Source organism: Paenibacillus sp. BC26 (assembly GCF_900116125.1).
In the GTDB taxonomy this organism is placed as follows: Bacteria; Bacillota; Bacilli; order Paenibacillales; family Paenibacillaceae; genus Paenibacillus_Z; species Paenibacillus_Z lignilyticus.
On the sequence record NZ_FPAD01000001.1, the window covers coordinates 2785998 to 2802294 of the forward strand.

Genomic DNA, 16297 nt, shown 5'->3' on the forward strand with positions numbered 1-16297 from the left:
TTTTATTTCAATACGGATTCCGTACGATCCGCGAGGTCTGTCTTTAATTGTCATACGTGCTGAGTGTACCTTTCCTTCATTAAAGCTAGCACTTCGTCTCCGGGCGCATCCCATATGGACCGGTTAAAAATCTCAACCTCGATCGGCCCCGTATACCCTGCAGAGTCTACGGCTTTCCGGATCCTACGTATATCAATGACTCCGTCGCCCATCATGCCCCGGCCCATGAGCAGATCCGGTGTCGGCACGATCCAGTCAGACACATGGAAGCCTAATATGCGGCCGTTCGCCCTGGCGATTTGGCGATATAAGTCCGGATCCCACCATACATGAAAAACATCGACGACAACGCCGACTTGATTCGCAGCGTACCTTTCCGCGATATCACTGGCTTGTGACAGCGTATTAATAACGGAGCGCTCAGCGGCATACATCGGATGCAGCGGTTCGATTCCAAGCCGTACGCCACATGAAACCGCATAAGGGACAAGCTGTTCGATGCCTTCTTCCACCATTTTTCTCGCATCGTCAATATTGCGGTCAGGAGCGGGGCCGCACACCAGTACCAACACGTCGGTCCCCAGCTCGGCCGCTTCCTCAACGGCGCGGCGATTATCATCGATTCTCGCTTGACGTTCACTCTTTGTAGCCGCCGGAAACATCCCGCCCCTGCAAAGACTCGAAACCCGCAATCCCGCGTCCCTCACATACCGCTTGCTTTCCGCCAAGCCCGCTTGCTGTACTTTATGACGCCACAAGGCTATCCATGGAATACTCGCGCGGGCACAGCCTTCCACCGCCTCTCGCATATTCCAGTTATCGGTCGTAATTTGGTTAAGACTAAGACGCTCCATACAATCCCCCCGTCGACCGATCGATTCCCGCCAAGTTCAATACATGCTTCATTCTGTGTACCGCAAGTTCCGGGCTTTCCAGCAGCCCCGCCTGATCAGCAAGCACGAACAATTTCGAAAGGTGGACGATTGACCGCGCTCCTTCCGCCCCGCCGAGCATGCGAAAGTGGTTCTGATAACCGTTCAAATAAGCCATAAAGACGATGCCGGTCTTGTACGCGTAAGTCGGTTGCTGAAAAATGTGGCGCGACAGCGCGACGGTCGGTTCGAATATCGCTTCATAACGTGATAGATCCCCCTCGTCCAACGCTTGGATCGCGGCAGAAGCCGCAGGGGCGATGGCGTCGAATATCCCAAGCAAAGCGTGGCTAAACCCTTGCTCGTCCCCACGGATTAACGAAGGATAGTTGAAATCATCCCCGGTATACATACGAACACCGTCCGGAAGCTGCCGTCTCATCTGAATTTCTTTATCCGCATCCAGCAATGAGATTTTGATCCCGTCCACCTTGTCCGGATTAGAACGGATGACGCGAAGGCATACTTCCATAGCTGCATCCAGATCCTGATGTCCCCAATACCCTTTTAAAGCGGGGTCGAACGTTTCGCCGAGCCAATGAAGAATAACCGGCCGAGATACTTGACGCAATATTTTGCCATACACCCGCTCGTAATCTTCCGGACTTGCCGCACAGGCCGCCAAGGCGCGACTCGCCATCAGGATCACCTGGCTACCGCAGCTTTCGACATAAGCGCATTGCTCTTCGTATGCAGCTTCTACTTGCTCCAGCGTCACTTGGGGCCCTGGAGGCAGCTGATCCGTACCAGCTCCGCATGCGATCGTGCCGCCGACGGACCGGGCTTCCGCAGCCGAGCGCCGAATCAATTCCTTTGCTCGTATCCAATCCAAACCCATGCCTCGCTGGGCGGTATCCATCGCTTCAGCGACGGATAGGCCGAGCGACCATAGACGACGCCGATAGGCCAATGTCGCGTCCCAGTCAATTTGCGCGTGATGAAGCGGATCCTTATCGGCGAGCGGGTCGCACACGACATGCGCAGCGGCAAACGCGATACGGCTTGTCAGCTTACTTTGCGGCGGGATTATAAGTCTCGTGTCGCTGAGTGTATACGGAGACAGTGAACCTCCCGACAAAGGCAATTGCAACGTAACCACCATTTTATTTCCCCTCCTGCAGTCTTAGCTCGGGAATGTCGACCCAACGCCGCTCGCGCCAAGATTGCAGTCCCAATTCGGACATTTGAGTACCTTTGGCGCCCTCCAGCAAATCCCACGGAAACGGACTGCCTGTTACGACATGCTTCAAGAAAAGTTCCCACTGCACTTTGAAGCCGTTATCGAACGGTTGATTGTCCGGGACTTCCTGCCATTGTTCGAAGAAATTGAATGGATTCGGAATGTCGGGGTTCCATACGGGCTTCGGCGTGTTGACGCGGTGCTGGACTTTGCAATCCCGCAAACCCGCTACCGCGCTTCCTTCCGTACCGTCAACTTGAATGGACAGCAGATCATCGCGGTTTACGCGAACCGTCCAAGACGAATTGGCCTGAACTACGATGCCGCCGTCCAGTAGAAACGTCGCATACGCTGAATCGTCTGCTGTACACCGGTATCTTTTCCCTTGCTCGTCCACTCGCTCCGGAACGTGTGTCGCGCCCAGACAGGAGATGGAACGTACTTCACCGAACAAGTTGTCGAGCACGTATCTCCAATGCGCGAACATATCGACAATAATGCCGCCGCCATCTTCCTGGCGGTAATTCCAGGAAGGACGCTGTCCCGGCTGCCAGTCCCCTTCGAATACCCAGTAACCGAATTCCATCCGCACGGACAATATTTTTCCAAAAAAACCCGAATCGACCAACCTCTTCAACTTCATCAGTCCCGGTAGGAAAAGCTTGTCTTGGACCACGCCATTTTTGACTCCCGCTGCCTTAGCTAATTGCGCTAATTCGAGGGACTGCTCCAAGCTGTCCGCCGTAGGCTTTTCGCAATAGATGTGCTTGCCCGCTTTTATCGCCTTCTTGATACTTTCAGCACGATGCTGTGTCGTCTGGGAATCAAAGTAAAGTTGAAAGTTCGGATCTGCCAGGCACTGATCCAAATCGGTACTCCACCGCAAACCGCCGTGCTTCTCCGCAAGCGCTTTCAGTTTATGCTCTTGTCGGCCGACAAGAATTGGATCCGGCATAATCGTATCACCGTTCGGAAGCGGAACGCCTCCCTGATTCCGGATTGCGAGGATGGATCGAATGAGATGTTGATTCGTTCCCATTCGTCCTGTAACACCATTCATGATGATACCTACAGTTACCGTTGACATTTGCTGAGACCCCCTACACGATTTAATACTGCCATGAAATCAATATAATGCATGGCATATGCCGCGTCTTATCATAACCAGAAGTATTTCTCGGATTTGGAAACGATAGTTCCACAAGACGATTTCCTTCCTGATTGGGTCTATACATTCGTTAAAAGGAAGATAATTCGCCACATAACTTCAATTTATGGATTTAACGCTGGGTCTAACGAATTAAGGAATATGATGACAGGAGGACCGACTCATTTATGTTCTTTAAAAAATTCCAGAAACACACCTTGCATATCGAACATATGTTTGTAGTATAATAAAGAACAAACGTTCGTATGGAGGCGAATAAGAATGCCATCATTACAATCAAATCTCAGCAAATATATCGGGATGGCCGTAGTTATTATTTATCAGGACAGGAACGATCGGATAACCAAGAGACAAATCCTTATACAATCCGTTACCCCTACGCATGTACGTGCGACTTGCCTGGAATCAGGCGGCCCGCGGCTATTTAAGCTTCACAATATCTTGGCACATGAGCCGGTGATCCGAAATGCCGGTTAAAGATCGGGTCATCATGTTGGCCGATTGTCAAAGTTTTTATGCGTCGGTAGAGAAAGCTTCGCACCCTGAGCATGCGAATAAGCCCATCGTTGTTGGCGCCGATCCAAGTCGCAAATCGGGTATCGTCTTAGCCGCTTGCCCGCTGGCCAAATCTTACGGCGTTTCTACAGCCATGCGGCTGGGTGAAGCTCTTGGCAAGTGCCCTCAGCTCGTCGTGATCCGGCCAAGGATGCAGACGTATATAAACGTATCCTTGCTCATTACGGAGATATACAAGTCATTCACGCCGCTTGTTGAGCCTTTCTCGATTGACGAACAGTTTCTGGATGTCACCGGCTCGGTCTCGCTTTACGGCCCTCCGATCGACATCGCGAATCAAATGCAGAACAAGGTGCTGCTCTCGACCGGAGTTTGGACGCGTATTGGCTGCGGGCCAACCAAGATATTGGCGAAAACAGCAACGGACAATTTTGCCAAAAAGCAGCCGGACGGGATCTTCACGCTTGATTACGAAAATATGGAATCCGAGTTATGGCCGCTGCCCATCAGCAGCATGTTTATGGTCGCCTCTCGCATGACCGTGCACTTTGTACGCATGGGCATTAACACGATTGGCGATTTAGCCAGGATGGAGCTGCATGACTTTAAACGACGGATGCAGCAACGGATGGGCAAACAGAGCGATATTAAGGCCATCTATTACTGGCAGACTGCGCGCGGCATTGACCCCAGCCCTGTCGTGGCCGGAGCGTTTGGCAAGCCGAAGTCGGTCACAAGAGGCCGCGCTTTGCCTTGGGTGCTTTACCAAACCTTAGAGGACATTGAGCCGCTCCTGCTCGAACTCGTGATCGAGGTATGCCGCACAAGCCGATACCACAAGTATAAAGGGCGCAAAGTCACCGTCAGTGCGGGTACAACGAATGGGGTTAAATCCAGCGGCTTCAGCCGCCAAACCACGTTAGATAGTTCCACTTGCTTGGAGCATCACATATTGGCAGCTGCACACAAATTGTTTATGTCACATTGGGACGGTAATCCACTGACTCATCTTGCCGTGGACCTATCCCAGCTAACAGACAATAGCGTGTACCAACTGGACCTTTTTGAGGACTTACCCAGACAGCATGCACTCGCCGCAACCAAGGATAGAATCAAAGATCGGTTCGGCGAGGCGGCCATTTTAAGCGCCGCATCGCTCCTTAAATCTGGGCAAGCGCGTGAGCGAGCTCAAAAAATTGGAGGGCACTATAAATGAGCAAATTTCTCGAGGGGAATGGCCGTTGGGGCACAAAGTTTATTTCTCCCGAGCATCGTGATCAGCTCAACGAGCTTAACGACCCGGATAAGGGAGCATCCCAGAAGGTCCCTCAACAGATACTGATAATGGTACGTGACTCCGTACTTTTACCGATCATGATGACGGTGGTTGAGAACAATCGGCTCGAGATCGAGAGGTCGAACCACTCCTTAAAGACACTTTATTCGGCAGCTGCTAACACACTGTTAAACGCAATTCACACGGACTTGGCCGGAATTCGCAAAGAATTAAGGGAACATCACATTAAAGTCATTGAGGAAGAACGAGTAGACGATGCCGCACACTATAAATTTTACTATCGAGGGTATGAACATAAATTCGCATTAATGAGGTTTTTAGTGAGGTCTGAAATTAGTACACGGTTAGGAAAATATATCGCCCAGCTCGAGAAGCATTTCAGCGGGCTTATCCATAAGAAATAACGGTTTGAAATAAGACTTTGACCTGAGAAAAGGCAGCTGCCAGCGCTGCCTTTTCACACTTCCGCTATTCACCATTCCATCCGCAGCCGGATCATATCCCGGCAAGGAATCCCGTTCTCCACAATCGGCTCCGCATAATGCTTGACGAAATAGTCCGTCTCCACGCCTACTACGCGGAATCCGCATTTCTGATACAGCCCAAGCTGGTTCAGGCTCGAATTGCCCGTCCCAATCTCAACTGCCCGATACCCTAGCTCCTTGCAATGCTGCACCGCATGCTCGATCAACTTCCTGCCGAGACCTCTGCCCTGGCAGTCCTCCCGCACAGCGATGTTCATGATTTCAGCCGTCTTCGGCCGAGTCGCGAGCAGCAGATAAGCACCGACTACTTGCCCGGCCTCTTCCAGCACCATGCAGATGCTTCGCTCCGCATAGCTGTCGATGGCCTGCCGTTCCGGATCAGCCAACAGCACCAGCTCATATGGCAGCGCCTCACCCGCGCTTAATTGACGAATCGTCATCCTGCTCTACGCCCCCATATTTTGGATTACGTACGCTGCAGCTTCTTCGCAAACCGATAACCCGTAATGGTGTAGCCCCGCTTCTTATAGAATTCATGAGCTTCCAGTCGTTCTTCCTTAATCCCGCTGTTCAAGTAGATGAAATGCCCGCCTTGCTCCTGCACCCACCGCTCCACATGCGCCAGCAGCGCCCGGCCTACGCCGCGGCCTTGAAACTCCTTCTTCGTGACTAGCGAAGAGATTTGCGTCTTAATATCATTGCTGACATAGCTGAACTGCATTCGCAGGCCGACCATGCCAACCACAGCACCTTCAAGCTCTGCCACGAAAGTAAAATAATTCGGACTCCCCTCAATATGCGCCATTCGCAGCCTCATATCCTGGGGCGTCGACGGCGATCCCAGATCAGCCATCAGCGCGGTGAGCGACTCCAAATCCGACTCCGACTCATATGGACGAACAATCACCATCCTGACAACCTCCCTATTTCCAAATTAGATCGTATACGCCATCAGTTCTTCATCGTAATAGATCCCTTTGTACTTAAGCGCTCTGCGCTCCAAGCCGTACACCTCGAAGCCCAGCGACAGATACAAGCCCCTAGCCCGCTCATTGCCCGTGACGACCATGAGATTGATTTGCTCCAGCCCATCCAGCTCGCGCCCCCGGTTCAGCAGCTCCTGCAGAAGCAGTCGTCCAACCCCTTGCCCGCGAGCTGCCGGAGACACGTACATCCCCCACACGAAACCTTTATGCTTCACTTTGACGGACTCTTCCCTCCGAAACCCCACCATGCCGACAAGCTCTCCTGACCCCGTGAACGCGCCTAAAACATACTGATCCTCGGTTACCTGAATCCGTGCTTTAACCGATTCCATTGGCGTGCCAACCGATGCCTCATACGTGGCTCCGAACGCTTCCGGACTGTCACGCAGCGCTTCCAGCCGCAATCGCCAGTACACCTCTACATCGTCGGGCGTAATCGTTTTGATCACAATCATAGCCAGCCTCCCCTTCCTATTTCCATAAAAGCTTGTGTTCAACCGCACCCTGCCCCTATGATGAAACATAGGCCCTAAACCGTATCTTGCTTAAGGAGTGAACCGAATCCATGTTTATCGTAACAACTGAACGACTCACGCTGCTCCCGATTTCCACCTTGAACGCAAATGATTTTCTAGCCTATATCCAAGACAAGAAACATATCGGCCGTTATATCGAACAGTTGAAGCTCGATCCGACGCTGCTTGGCTGGGGCGTGTGGCTGGTGACCGACACCGCAACCCGCGAAGTGCTGGGCGACATCGGGTTTAAAGGCAAACCAACCGGAGGCATCGCGGAGGTCGGCTACGGTTTCACCCCCTCGGCGCGCAATCAAGGCTATGCGACCGAGAGTGTTCGAGCGCTCCTGGACTGGGCTTTCTCGACCGGCCAAGCCGCGACGATCGTCGCCGAATGCCTCGCAGACAATCACGCTTCGATCAACGTACTGAAGAAGCTCGGCATGAAACAAACGGACGAGCAAGACGGGATGCTATACTGGACCTTATCCGCCTAGCGGCTTGCGATACACTTTCGTGCCGCTTCCATCCATGTAGTAGCCCTGGCTGAAGTAGCTCCACCCATGCCTCTCATAATAATCGTCAAGGGTTGTACTTAAGTAAAGCTGCGTATAACCCTTGCCTGCAAGCTCCTCCTCCAGATGCGCCATTAGGCGGCTGCCAAGACCCTTGCCCCGGTGGGCCGGGTCTACATAGAGACAAGCAAGCCACGGGAACAGGTCCTGCCGGCTGATAAGATCATTCCTCAGCACGCCGCAAATGCCGATAAACTGCTCCTTCTCCTGATCGACAGCTACATAGAATTTGGGCACATCCACATCCGCTTGGAGCGCGTGCACGATGCAGTCGCGATAGAACGCATAATTGTGCTCGCTGCCCCACTGGTTCCAAATATAAGCGATTGCCTCATCGATAAAAGCCTGCGGTTGATCACTCAGTTCCGTAATCCGAATCATCCCTCATACGTCCTCCCTGCTTGCATGACCCCGGCGGCTATGCTGCCGGATAAGCGAAATTCCTGCCGACACGCAGCCAGAAAATCACGGAATCGATACCCGCCGGCTTGAAAAACAGCGCGATGCTGATGCCAGACGACGACGAGCGTACCTTCAAGCAGCACACGATGGGCCAGCCTGTAGGCGCGATTCACAACTGACAGCCTACCCTCGCCCAGCTTGTAGAGCGTCTCCGATTGAAACTCGACATGCTTCTCCTCATCCTGCAAAATCTGATCGCACAAGTCCTGCAGCATCTTCGACTTCGTGCTCCGCTGAAGTGCAATATAATAGACCTTCGCGATAATTTCAGCGGTGATCAGCACCATGACAGACAGCTCGAGCCCCGCGAATTGGCGCAATTTGCGAAAAACATGATCCACCCAGTGACCGCGGATGGACGGCAGCTGCTGACCTTTCATAAAGCGTGCCAGGTCTCTGGCATGACGCTGCTCCTCACGGATAAAAGCGGTGACCGCCTCATAATAATCGTGATGCCCGGTTCGCTCGGCATAACGCTTCGCCTGATGAATGAGATGTTTGCCCTCGGAGCTCTCGCCGAGCTGAAACTGCTGAATGGATGTCCGAATGCATGCTCGCTCGGCTTCCGTCAGCCGGTACGAATCCGCCCAATCAATCGCCCTTAAGTTCTGCTGGTTGTGCAGAAAATAATGCTTCCAAGCCGCAAAATCGACCTTCATCATAGATCCGATGCTCCCGGCTTCCAGCCCATGCTTTGGCTCCAATTGCCGCCCCTGCGCATGATAGCCCAAATGTAAGGATCTTTCTCATCGACGTAGCGATGCCGATCTTGCGCGAACTGCGCCATCAGGTTCATTTTCACATTCGCATAGCCGTCCGCTTCATCTGGATGCGCTCTCAGATAATCGCGGAAAAGCAGCGCAAATTGCTCACCGAAGCTGCCCGCTTCCCGTACATGAATATGCGTGCGACGCGTACCCGCTCCTTCTCTGAAGTAGCGTTTGGTGCGCTCCGGATTATCCGCTCTGAACACGTAGCCCAGCTGTTCAAAACCATGACGATACACATCTACCGGCTCAAGGGAGCGGACCGAAACTTGAATATCGATCACAGGCTTGGCTGCCAATCCGGGAACCGCCGTAGAGCCGATATGGTCAATGCGCAGCGCTGTTTCGCCAAGGGCTTCGCGCAGTCGCAGACCGATCTCCCGAAACTCGCTTGCCCACCCGTGATCATAAGGAACCACAATAATCGGATCGCTCACTGCCGATGGCCTCCCCCGCCTGCCTCTTCGCCAACGCCTACTGCCTTAACGATGCGAAAACCGCAATTACCGGTCGAGCTGTCCGGCGTATTGGAATTTCGCGCTGCCACCCGGTACCGGTTGCAGTACGATTTGTGACACAAATAAGAGCCCCCGCGCATCGACCGCGCATGCGTCGGCTTCGTATAGTGAGGACTAACCGCTGATGTAACCCGGTGATACTGCGGCGTGAACCAATCGCTGCACCACTCCCACACATTGCCGGACATATTGTACAGCCCGTACCCGTTCGGCTTATAAGCATCTACGGGCGCGGTTCCGTGGTAGCCGTCGCTTGCATTGTTTTTGACCGGAAACTTTCCTTGCCAAATGTTGCAGAGATGTTCGGTATCCGGTTTCAGCAAATCCCCCCATGGGTATCGCCGTTGTACCAAACCGCCTCTTGCCGCATATTCCCACTCCGCCTCGGTCGGCAGTCGCCCGCCTCGCCAAGCGCAATAAGCTGCCGCATCGTTCCAAGACACATGCACGACCGGATGCTCTGCCCGCTCCGCGATCGTGGAATCCGGCCCTTCAGGCTGCGCCCAATACGCGCCGTTAACCGCGAGCCACCATGGCGTGCCTTGAGGTGCGCCGGCCGCTGCTTCACGGGTCGCATCGGACGCCAGAAGGTGAAACACGTACGACCAGCCGAACTTCTCCGCTTCCGTCAAATAGCCGGTCGCTGCCACAAACTGAGCAAACTGCGCATTCGTAACCGCATAACGAGAGATGCAGAAGGCATCCAGCTTCACATTGCGAATCGGACCTTCGCCATCCTGCGGAAACCCTTCCGCATCATCGGTTCCCATCAGAAACTCCCCTGCGGGAATAAGCACCATGTTCTCGTCAGCCTGTGCAGACGACGCTAACCCCGACTCCGGCTCCGGTAATTGCTGCCGTTGATCGGTACTCTCGCTGCGCTCGCTTGGCACTTCCGCCGCCGACGCCTCCATAGCCGCATCACCTCTGCTTGCGCAGCAGCAGGACTTCAGTTGTTCAGCCATCTCTGTCATCTCCTTGCATATAGAAATCGGCTGCCGCGATCGGCACCCGTTATAGACGCTTCCAAAGGAATATTATACAATACCTGTAAATCTATCGATACGTTTCAAGAGGATAGGAGAGATGCAAATTGACCACGAATACTCCGAAACGACCGAACATTCTGTTTATCATGTCAGATGACCACGCTTCTCACGCCATCAGCGCCTATGGGAGCCAAATCAATGTAACGCCGAATATTGACCGCATCGCAGAAGGCGGCATGCGTCTGGACAACTGCTTCTGCACCAATTCGATTTGTACGCCGAGCCGCGCAGCCATTCTAACGGGACAATATAATCATATCAATGGGGTCAAGACGCTCGCCGACCCGCTTGATGGACGCATGACGACCTTTCCCAAACTGCTGCAGAAAGACGGCTACCAAACCGCGATTGTCGGCAAATGGCATCTCGGCCACGGCGGTCACTACGATCCGACCGGGTTCGACTATTGGAGCGTTCTTCCCGACCAAGGCGAGTATCACAATCCCGTCATGATCGAAATGGGCGTTTCTCAGCAATTTGACGGTTATGTAACCGATATTATTACCGATAAATCATTGCATTGGCTGAAGAACCGCGATAAAGAACGGCCGTTCATGCTCATGTGTCACCACAAGGCCCCTCATCGTCACTGGGAGCCGGATGAGAAACATATGCACTTATACGAAGATATCGATATTCCGGAGCCGGAAACCTTTTACGACGATTATGCCACTCGCTCACAGGCTGCCGTGAATGCTAAGATGCGCATCGAAGATCTGCATGAATTAGATACGAAAGGCGCACCGCCCGCGGGACTAACCCCTGAACAGGAGAAGCAGTGGAAATATCAGCGCTACATCAAGGATTACTTGCGCTGCATCGCCTCCGTCGACGACAATGTCGGCCGATTGCTCGATTATTTGGATGAAGAAGACGAAACCAACGATACGATTATCATCTACACGTCCGATCAAGGTTTCTTCTTAGGCGACCACGGCTGGTTCGATAAACGATTTATGTATGAGGAATCGCTGCGCATGCCATTCCTAATTCGTTACCCTAAGGCCATCCAAGCCGGGACGGTCAGCGATACAATGATCTTGAACGTCGATTTCGCGCCCACCTTCCTGGACTACGCCGCCCTCCCGATCCCGGAGACGATGCAAGGCCGCAGTATCAGATCCGTACTGAGCGCCGAAACACCTGCGGACTGGAGAACCTCGATGTACTACCGTTACTGGATGCATCTGGACGGCGCCCATGAGGTGTACGCCCATTACGGAATGCGAACAGAGCGCTATAAGCTTATTTATTACTATGCCGAAGCGCTTGGCACAACAGGCTCCCGCGATGAATCCAAGCCGCCGGAATGGGAATTGTTTGATCTGGCCGAGGACCCGTACGAGCTGCGCAACGTCTACTATTCACCGGACTATGAGCAGATTGTTAAAGCGCTCACGCTTGAGATGGAACAGCTGATGCGCGACGTCGGAGATGAAGCGCTGCACTAGCTCGCTGCTTGTAAAACGAATCGATTTACGACGAAACTCAGCCCCGCAAGTCGGGGCTGAGTTCATAAGGAGGCCATAGCATGCCCTACCAATACGACGGCATCGACCATGTTCAGCTTGCAGCTCCCGAAGGCTGCGAATCAGCGGCTCGCGGCTTCTACGCCGATGTGCTCGGCTGGACCGAGCTTCCTAAACCTGAGCCGCTGCGGCAACGCGGCGGCGTATGGTTTCAATGCGGCAGCCATCAGGTCCATATCGGGGTGCAGCGGGATTTTGTCCCCGCGACCAAAGCGCATCCGGCCTTCCACGTTCGCGGCATCCAAGCGCTGCGTGAGCATCTGCTTCGCAATCAGATACAAGTCATCGACGATGAAGCCCGGGCAGACGAAGGTGTCACGCGTTTCTATGTGGCTGATCCCTTCGGCAATCGTCTGGAGTTTCTGGAGTGGCAATAACGACCGACCTAAATAGCGAAGCCTATGTATAGAACGTCATATGCGGCTTCGTGTTTCGGTAATGTGCCAATCGCTCCTCCAGCGTTCCCGTGTGCAACTCGAACTTATGTCCATCCGGGTCGGTGAAATAGATCGATTGACGATCCTCTGCTTCCCTCGACCGGCCCGGCAATATATTCACCCCAAGCCCTTCCAGCTTCGCCAGCCAAGCATCGAAGTCGGCTTCCGCAATCGTGAAGGCCATATGCGTGTAAGACTGATGGATTTCATTCCGCGGGATGTCCCGCTCCTCGTTTAAGGCAATCCACAACCCGAACAAGTCAAAATAAGCAAGTGAGCGCCCGATCACTAGCAGCTTGGCACCAAACACCTGCTCATAGAAGGAAACGGAACGCTCCAAACTGGACACAGAGAAACAAAGATGATTCATTCGTTCTAGCCGCACAGATATCTCTCCTCCGGCATAACCTCTACTTATTTAAACAAGCCCTCAATTTGGCCACGAGGAATACCTCTTTCAATAAGCAATCCGCATACGGCATAATCGCAAAATACGAAAATTCCTTCTCTTCCCCAAGCGTGCAAGCGTCGTACAAGATGCTAATCTCGAACGTTTTGCGTATTTCGCCGCCGTTCGCCGAAACCGCGGCGGTCAATGCATCGAACACCTTTTGATTGTCAAAAGCATGCTCCAGCGCAAACCGCCCGGCCATGCTGTTCCACCAAGCAAAGAAGGATCGATAAATATCGTCATAGTGGCGATCGCTGCCTGCCTCTTGCACGAACAGCCTCTCGTAGACCAGCTCCCTGTGCGCTTTGAACATGTTCAAATCATGAAAGGGCTCCTCGGCTATACGAGCTGAAGCGGCTTCCGCCCACACCTTCGCAAACTCCCTCTCAAAATCAGCCAAGAACGGAATCTTTCGTTCCGAAAGATAAGGAAATTTATAGCGCTCCTCACCCTGCCCGCTTCGTTGGTTTAAATACAGATTTTGAATGTAAACCAGGAAATTCAAAGTATAAGCCGTATCACTTCTCATCATCAAGGATGGCGACATCTCGTTCCCACCTCACTCGCTCATGTGGATTCGAACTAGGCTTGAAGCTTCTCCAGCAGCTCGGCAAATCGCTCAAACAGCTCCTTTGCCCCTGCTTCCATCCCCGATTGAATCACACCATCGCGGGCGGCAAGCGACGGGAATATCGATTGCTCGGTCAGCTTTGTTTTGCCGCCCGGGAGCACTTCGAAAGTCACTACAACAAGACCGGCTTGACCCGGCATGCCTTCAAATTCGAATGTCTGTACTAGTCGCTCAGGCGCAACGCTCTCATGATAGACCCCGCTAAACGCGTATTCATTGCCTTTGCTGTCATGCTGCACGTACCGCCATACGCCGCCTTTTCTGACATCCATTTGGTCGACCGTCGTGGTTAAGCGTCTTGGCCCCCACCACTCCGCAATCGTATTCGGGTCGGTATAAGTCTTGAAAACAAGCTCACGCGGCGCGTCGAACGTAACGCTCATAAAATACTCTTGCTTGCCCGGTTCGGCAATTAACGTGGTTTGGATCATTTTGCGAACAGCTCCTTTGTATGGGTCATGTTATGACATGTTATAAGCATACCTGTCCAGTTGATGATCTTCAACCAAGGCAATGGATCTCTTCGTGCGGGCGTATTCCATAATATGCTTACTCATATTGGGGTACAGCGTCACGCTTTCGAGCTCCTGAAGACTTACCCAGCGCACTCCCACCTGCATCGGATCAGGGGAATCCGGCAATCCGGGCACCGATCCCTCTTGAATCGCACAGTCAAAAATAAGATGAAGACAAGGCGTCTCCGAATTATACTCCCCCGACTGTCGATGCGGTGCAAACTCGTACACGAACGCGATCGGGCCGATATCGATCTCGACATTGGCTTCCTCGCGCAGCTCGCGAACCAGCGTTTCCGTAACCGATTCACCCGGCTCGGCACCGCCGCCGGGAAGATTATAATGAAGCCGATCATGCTCGCTGTATTCGATTAGCAGGACGTGATGATTTTGAATAATTAGAGCGGTTGGTCTGACTCGAATCGGAAACGACATCTTGCCGTAACCCTCCCTTTTATATGGATTTCCAACCTATCGCCGATTCCGGCAGCAACTGCTCCCCGATTTGAATTTCTTTGCTCGCGATGACTTCACCGCCAAGCCTGGTATAGAAATGCAGGGAGGGGTTGTCTTTCAATACCCAGAGCATGAGCGAGGAGTAGGATCTGTCCTTCATCATGTCCCGCGCAGCAGCGAACAGCCGTCTACCGTGGCCTTGACCCTGCGCTTCTTGCAGCAGATAGATGGCATACACCTCTGCTTCATAGCCCCAATCCGGCTCGCGGCTCTTCCCGGCATCGACAAAGCCAATAATACGGCCGTTCGCCTCTTCGGCCACAAGCGTAATTTGATCGGGGTGGGGATTGTTGAAGGCCCATAATCTGTTGCGCATGCGACCTTCCAAAGTCAGCCCAGCCAGATAAGAATCTGAAACCAGACCGGCATACGTCGTCCGCCAACTCTCAAGATGGACCTTGGCGATTCCTTCACAGTCAGCAATGGACGCTTCGCGAATGTTCATCCGACCACCTGCCTTTTCGAAAAATAAATAGACCATTACCAGAATTGGTAACGGTATTTCGAGCATCTAGAAAATAATCGGGTCCTGCAAGCGCGACCATTGCATGATCGGCTCTTGTTCGTCGTTTAGAGCGATTGTACCGACCATCACCTCATCGGAGTGACGGTGAGCGAAGTAATGCTGCAGCATAAAATGGATGATTTTCGAGGTTCGCAGGTTCAGCAGCTCCCCCTCTTCGACCCACAGCAGCTCGCCTTCCTCAGAAGGTACGTATTGCCTATTGCTTGTCCGTCCAAAATAAACAAATTGCTGCCGGATCTCGCCTTCCTTCACCCGCAGCAAAACATAGCTGAGCTTCAGCTCATGGATGTTCTGTTCCGAAATACCTGATTCCTCTTCAATCTCCCGGAGGCAGGCTGTCTTCGGATCGTTAAGCTCATTTGGCTCCAGATGCCCGCCTAGCCCGGAATAAAACTCATGCGGATAGAGTCTGCTGCCCGTTTTCTTCATCATCAAGACATGGTTGTCATTGAACAAGAATACCGTTGCCATTTGTCTTAGCTCCATGGGGACTTCCTTTCGCCTGTTTCGTTCGCCTACCAAAGTTCCTTCATCAGATCTGTTGGACTCAGCAGTTTGCTATACTCGCTTTGCACATAGGTGTTGAACCAGAAGGCATGATACACGCGCATCCCTGCTCGCGAAGCCCCCTCCAATTCATTGGATCCTCCGTCGCCGACGAAGACGCATTCCTCAGGCTTGACACGCAATCGCTCGCAGGCGAGCTCATAGATTCTGGCATCCGGCTTGCTGCATTTGGCGTCAAAGGAAAACACAACCTCATCGAAAAACGCCGATATAGGGGATTCCGGCCAATAGGTCACCTCTTCTTCCGTGCAATTGCTGATTAAGCCGAGCTTGATCGGATGGCTGCGAAGCTCCGTTAACAGTTCCATAATCTCACCGCGAATCGCATGGAAAGGGAGCTTCTTCTCTTCTATTCGCGATTGATATAAATAGCGAATCGATTCCTCATTAACCTGCAAGTCTCTTGCTTGCGCGATGTCCCTAAGCACTTCCTCGTAAGAGGCGAAATGCCCATTCATGCGCTTCTCTTGGCGCAGGCTCCACTCTTTCTTAAAGTCTGCGTTCGAGAGGCCCAGCAGCGTACTGTAATCGTAGTTCCGCTTCGACATTCTTTTGCCCTGCTCAAATTCCGTGATTAAGGTTTCAAATAAATCGAAAAACACCGCTTTAACGGTCACGTCGTCGCCTCCAAACGATGGTTGAACTTCTTCTTTGGGATGCCCTGGATGGTTCGAT

23 protein-coding genes are annotated in these 16297 nt (G+C 52.7%); 6 read left to right on the top strand and 17 right to left on the bottom strand.

Annotated features, from left to right (window positions below):
* Positions 1 to 50: 50 nt before the first annotated feature.
* From BM412_RS12155 to BM412_RS12165, 3 genes are read right to left on the bottom strand one after another with little or no spacing between them, the layout of a single operon-like run.
* On the bottom strand, positions 51 to 854 hold the full coding sequence (locus tag BM412_RS12155; RefSeq protein WP_091218054.1) for a sugar phosphate isomerase/epimerase family protein: 804 nt from the start codon (positions 852 to 854) through the stop codon (positions 51 to 53).
* A complete protein-coding gene (locus BM412_RS12160; protein WP_091218057.1) occupies positions 841 to 2034 on the bottom strand; it encodes a dihydrodipicolinate synthase family protein in 1194 nt (397 codons plus the stop codon). Before BM412_RS12160 ends, BM412_RS12155 begins: the two co-directional genes overlap by 14 nt.
* A gap of 1 nt (position 2035) precedes the next feature.
* Positions 2036 to 3199, bottom strand: coding sequence for a Gfo/Idh/MocA family protein (locus BM412_RS12165; RefSeq protein WP_091218059.1), 1164 nt, complete (start codon positions 3197 to 3199; stop codon positions 2036 to 2038).
* Positions 3200 to 3541: 342 nt separating this feature from the next.
* Between BM412_RS12165 and BM412_RS12170 the strand changes: the two genes are divergently transcribed.
* From BM412_RS12170 to BM412_RS12180, 3 genes are read left to right on the top strand one after another with little or no spacing between them, the layout of a single operon-like run.
* Positions 3542 to 3757, top strand: a complete 216-nt coding sequence (locus tag BM412_RS12170) for a hypothetical protein (protein WP_091218062.1) — start codon at positions 3542 to 3544, stop codon at positions 3755 to 3757.
* Positions 3747 to 5012 (top strand): DNA polymerase IV, encoded by a 1266-nt coding sequence (locus tag BM412_RS12175; protein ID WP_091218064.1) that lies wholly within the window; start codon positions 3747 to 3749, stop codon positions 5010 to 5012. Before BM412_RS12170 ends, BM412_RS12175 begins: the two co-directional genes overlap by 11 nt.
* A complete protein-coding gene (locus BM412_RS12180; RefSeq protein ID WP_256256275.1) occupies positions 5009 to 5497 on the top strand; it encodes a YhjD family protein in 489 nt (162 codons plus the stop codon). The genes BM412_RS12175 and BM412_RS12180 overlap by 4 nt, the downstream gene beginning before the upstream one ends.
* Positions 5498 to 5565: 68 nt before the next feature.
* Here BM412_RS12180 and BM412_RS12185 read toward each other — a convergent pair whose 3' ends face one another.
* The 3 genes from BM412_RS12185 to BM412_RS12195 are packed head-to-tail and all read right to left on the bottom strand — an operon-like array spanning position 5566 to position 7019.
* Entirely contained in the window at positions 5566 to 6018 is a 453-nt protein-coding gene (locus BM412_RS12185) for a GNAT family N-acetyltransferase (RefSeq protein WP_091218067.1), read from the bottom strand.
* Between the two features lie 26 nt (positions 6019 to 6044).
* On the bottom strand, positions 6045 to 6488 hold the full coding sequence (locus tag BM412_RS12190; protein WP_256256276.1) for a GNAT family N-acetyltransferase: 444 nt from the start codon (positions 6486 to 6488) through the stop codon (positions 6045 to 6047).
* A gap of 24 nt (positions 6489 to 6512) precedes the next feature.
* Positions 6513 to 7019 carry a GNAT family N-acetyltransferase gene (locus BM412_RS12195; RefSeq protein WP_091218070.1) on the bottom strand — a complete coding sequence of 169 codons (507 nt, stop codon included), beginning with the start codon at positions 7017 to 7019 and terminating at the stop codon, positions 6513 to 6515.
* A gap of 110 nt (positions 7020 to 7129) precedes the next feature.
* Here BM412_RS12195 and BM412_RS12200 point away from each other — a divergent pair, with 110 nt between their 5' ends.
* Entirely contained in the window at positions 7130 to 7576 is a 447-nt protein-coding gene (locus BM412_RS12200) for a GNAT family N-acetyltransferase (RefSeq protein ID WP_091218072.1), read from the top strand.
* On the opposite strand, the gene BM412_RS12205 is transcribed toward BM412_RS12200, so the two are convergent.
* From BM412_RS12205 to BM412_RS12220, 4 genes are read right to left on the bottom strand one after another with little or no spacing between them, the layout of a single operon-like run.
* Complete coding sequence (locus tag BM412_RS12205) at positions 7565 to 8035, bottom strand: GNAT family N-acetyltransferase (RefSeq protein ID WP_091218075.1); 471 nt, start codon at positions 8033 to 8035, stop codon at positions 7565 to 7567. The two genes, BM412_RS12200 and BM412_RS12205, sit on opposite strands and share 12 nt — an antisense overlap.
* Positions 8032 to 8778 (bottom strand): hypothetical protein, encoded by a 747-nt coding sequence (locus BM412_RS12210; protein ID WP_091218077.1) that lies wholly within the window; start codon positions 8776 to 8778, stop codon positions 8032 to 8034. The genes BM412_RS12205 and BM412_RS12210 overlap by 4 nt, the downstream gene beginning before the upstream one ends.
* Positions 8775 to 9320, bottom strand: coding sequence for a GrpB family protein (locus BM412_RS12215; protein ID WP_091218080.1), 546 nt, complete (start codon positions 9318 to 9320; stop codon positions 8775 to 8777). Before BM412_RS12215 ends, BM412_RS12210 begins: the two co-directional genes overlap by 4 nt.
* Complete coding sequence (locus BM412_RS12220) at positions 9317 to 10366, bottom strand: formylglycine-generating enzyme family protein (RefSeq protein ID WP_371264770.1); 1050 nt, start codon at positions 10364 to 10366, stop codon at positions 9317 to 9319. The genes BM412_RS12215 and BM412_RS12220 overlap by 4 nt, the downstream gene beginning before the upstream one ends.
* Before the next feature lie 128 nt (positions 10367 to 10494).
* Between BM412_RS12220 and BM412_RS12225 the strand changes: the two genes are divergently transcribed.
* Together BM412_RS12225 and BM412_RS12230 are read left to right on the top strand one after the other, a co-directional pair.
* Entirely contained in the window at positions 10495 to 11901 is a 1407-nt protein-coding gene (locus BM412_RS12225; protein WP_091218085.1) for a sulfatase family protein, read from the top strand.
* Positions 11902 to 11981: 80 nt separating this feature from the next.
* Positions 11982 to 12356 carry a VOC family protein gene (locus BM412_RS12230; protein ID WP_091218088.1) on the top strand — a complete coding sequence of 125 codons (375 nt, stop codon included), beginning with the start codon at positions 11982 to 11984 and terminating at the stop codon, positions 12354 to 12356.
* Positions 12357 to 12378: 22 nt separating this feature from the next.
* Here BM412_RS12230 and fosB read toward each other — a convergent pair whose 3' ends face one another.
* The 7 genes from fosB to BM412_RS12265 all read right to left on the bottom strand — a co-directional run bounded on the left by fosB (position 12379) and on the right by BM412_RS12265 (position 16239).
* Positions 12379 to 12786 carry a metallothiol transferase FosB gene (fosB, locus tag BM412_RS12235; RefSeq protein ID WP_371264810.1) on the bottom strand — a complete coding sequence of 136 codons (408 nt, stop codon included), beginning with the start codon at positions 12784 to 12786 and terminating at the stop codon, positions 12379 to 12381.
* A gap of 40 nt (positions 12787 to 12826) precedes the next feature.
* A complete protein-coding gene (locus BM412_RS12240) occupies positions 12827 to 13396 on the bottom strand; it encodes a hypothetical protein (RefSeq protein WP_218163143.1) in 570 nt (189 codons plus the stop codon).
* A gap of 53 nt (positions 13397 to 13449) precedes the next feature.
* Entirely contained in the window at positions 13450 to 13929 is a 480-nt protein-coding gene (locus BM412_RS12245; protein WP_091218096.1) for an SRPBCC family protein, read from the bottom strand.
* Positions 13930 to 13959: 30 nt separating this feature from the next.
* Positions 13960 to 14448, bottom strand: a complete 489-nt coding sequence (locus BM412_RS12250) for an NUDIX domain-containing protein (RefSeq protein WP_091218098.1) — start codon at positions 14446 to 14448, stop codon at positions 13960 to 13962.
* Positions 14449 to 14467: 19 nt separating this feature from the next.
* On the bottom strand, positions 14468 to 14974 hold the full coding sequence (locus BM412_RS12255) for a GNAT family N-acetyltransferase (RefSeq protein ID WP_091218101.1): 507 nt from the start codon (positions 14972 to 14974) through the stop codon (positions 14468 to 14470).
* 66 nt (positions 14975 to 15040) lie between these two features.
* The gene (locus tag BM412_RS12260; RefSeq protein WP_091218103.1) at positions 15041 to 15541 is read right to left on the bottom strand and encodes an NUDIX domain-containing protein; all 501 of its coding nucleotides are present in this window, start codon (positions 15539 to 15541) and stop codon (positions 15041 to 15043) included.
* A gap of 29 nt (positions 15542 to 15570) precedes the next feature.
* Positions 15571 to 16239 (bottom strand): HAD family hydrolase, encoded by a 669-nt coding sequence (locus BM412_RS12265; RefSeq protein WP_091218106.1) that lies wholly within the window; start codon positions 16237 to 16239, stop codon positions 15571 to 15573.
* Positions 16240 to 16297 lie beyond the last annotated feature (58 nt).

What these genes read in the sequence shown, in the direction of transcription:
- BM412_RS12155 (WP_091218054.1), bottom strand. Translation starts at nt 854, where the DNA reads ATGGAGCGTCTTAGTCTTAACCAAATTACGACCGATAACTGGAATATG.
- BM412_RS12160 (WP_091218057.1), bottom strand. Translation starts at nt 2,034, where the DNA reads ATGGTGGTTACGTTGCAATTGCCTTTGTCGGGAGGTTCACTGTCTCCG.
- BM412_RS12165 (WP_091218059.1), bottom strand. Translation starts at nt 3,199, where the DNA reads ATGTCAACGGTAACTGTAGGTATCATCATGAATGGTGTTACAGGACGA.
- BM412_RS12170 (WP_091218062.1), top strand. Translation starts at nt 3,542, where the DNA reads ATGCCATCATTACAATCAAATCTCAGCAAATATATCGGGATGGCCGTA.
- BM412_RS12175 (WP_091218064.1), top strand. Translation starts at nt 3,747, where the DNA reads ATGCCGGTTAAAGATCGGGTCATCATGTTGGCCGATTGTCAAAGTTTT.
- BM412_RS12180 (WP_256256275.1), top strand. Translation starts at nt 5,009, where the DNA reads ATGAGCAAATTTCTCGAGGGGAATGGCCGTTGGGGCACAAAGTTTATT.
- BM412_RS12185 (WP_091218067.1), bottom strand. Translation starts at nt 6,018, where the DNA reads ATGACGATTCGTCAATTAAGCGCGGGTGAGGCGCTGCCATATGAGCTG.
- BM412_RS12190 (WP_256256276.1), bottom strand. Translation starts at nt 6,488, where the DNA reads ATGGTGATTGTTCGTCCATATGAGTCGGAGTCGGATTTGGAGTCGCTC.
- BM412_RS12195 (WP_091218070.1), bottom strand. Translation starts at nt 7,019, where the DNA reads ATGATTGTGATCAAAACGATTACGCCCGACGATGTAGAGGTGTACTGG.
- BM412_RS12200 (WP_091218072.1), top strand. Translation starts at nt 7,130, where the DNA reads ATGTTTATCGTAACAACTGAACGACTCACGCTGCTCCCGATTTCCACC.
- BM412_RS12205 (WP_091218075.1), bottom strand. Translation starts at nt 8,035, where the DNA reads ATGATTCGGATTACGGAACTGAGTGATCAACCGCAGGCTTTTATCGAT.
- BM412_RS12210 (WP_091218077.1), bottom strand. Translation starts at nt 8,778, where the DNA reads ATGATGAAGGTCGATTTTGCGGCTTGGAAGCATTATTTTCTGCACAAC.
- BM412_RS12220 (WP_371264770.1), bottom strand. Translation starts at nt 10,366, where the DNA reads ATGGCTGAACAACTGAAGTCCTGCTGCTGCGCAAGCAGAGGTGATGCG.
- BM412_RS12230 (WP_091218088.1), top strand. Translation starts at nt 11,982, where the DNA reads ATGCCCTACCAATACGACGGCATCGACCATGTTCAGCTTGCAGCTCCC.
- fosB (WP_371264810.1), bottom strand. Translation starts at nt 12,786, where the DNA reads ATGAATCATCTTTGTTTCTCTGTGTCCAGTTTGGAGCGTTCCGTTTCC.
- BM412_RS12240 (WP_218163143.1), bottom strand. Translation starts at nt 13,396, where the DNA reads ATGAGAAGTGATACGGCTTATACTTTGAATTTCCTGGTTTACATTCAA.
- BM412_RS12245 (WP_091218096.1), bottom strand. Translation starts at nt 13,929, where the DNA reads ATGATCCAAACCACGTTAATTGCCGAACCGGGCAAGCAAGAGTATTTT.
- BM412_RS12250 (WP_091218098.1), bottom strand. Translation starts at nt 14,448, where the DNA reads ATGTCGTTTCCGATTCGAGTCAGACCAACCGCTCTAATTATTCAAAAT.
- BM412_RS12255 (WP_091218101.1), bottom strand. Translation starts at nt 14,974, where the DNA reads ATGAACATTCGCGAAGCGTCCATTGCTGACTGTGAAGGAATCGCCAAG.
- BM412_RS12260 (WP_091218103.1), bottom strand. Translation starts at nt 15,541, where the DNA reads ATGGAGCTAAGACAAATGGCAACGGTATTCTTGTTCAATGACAACCAT.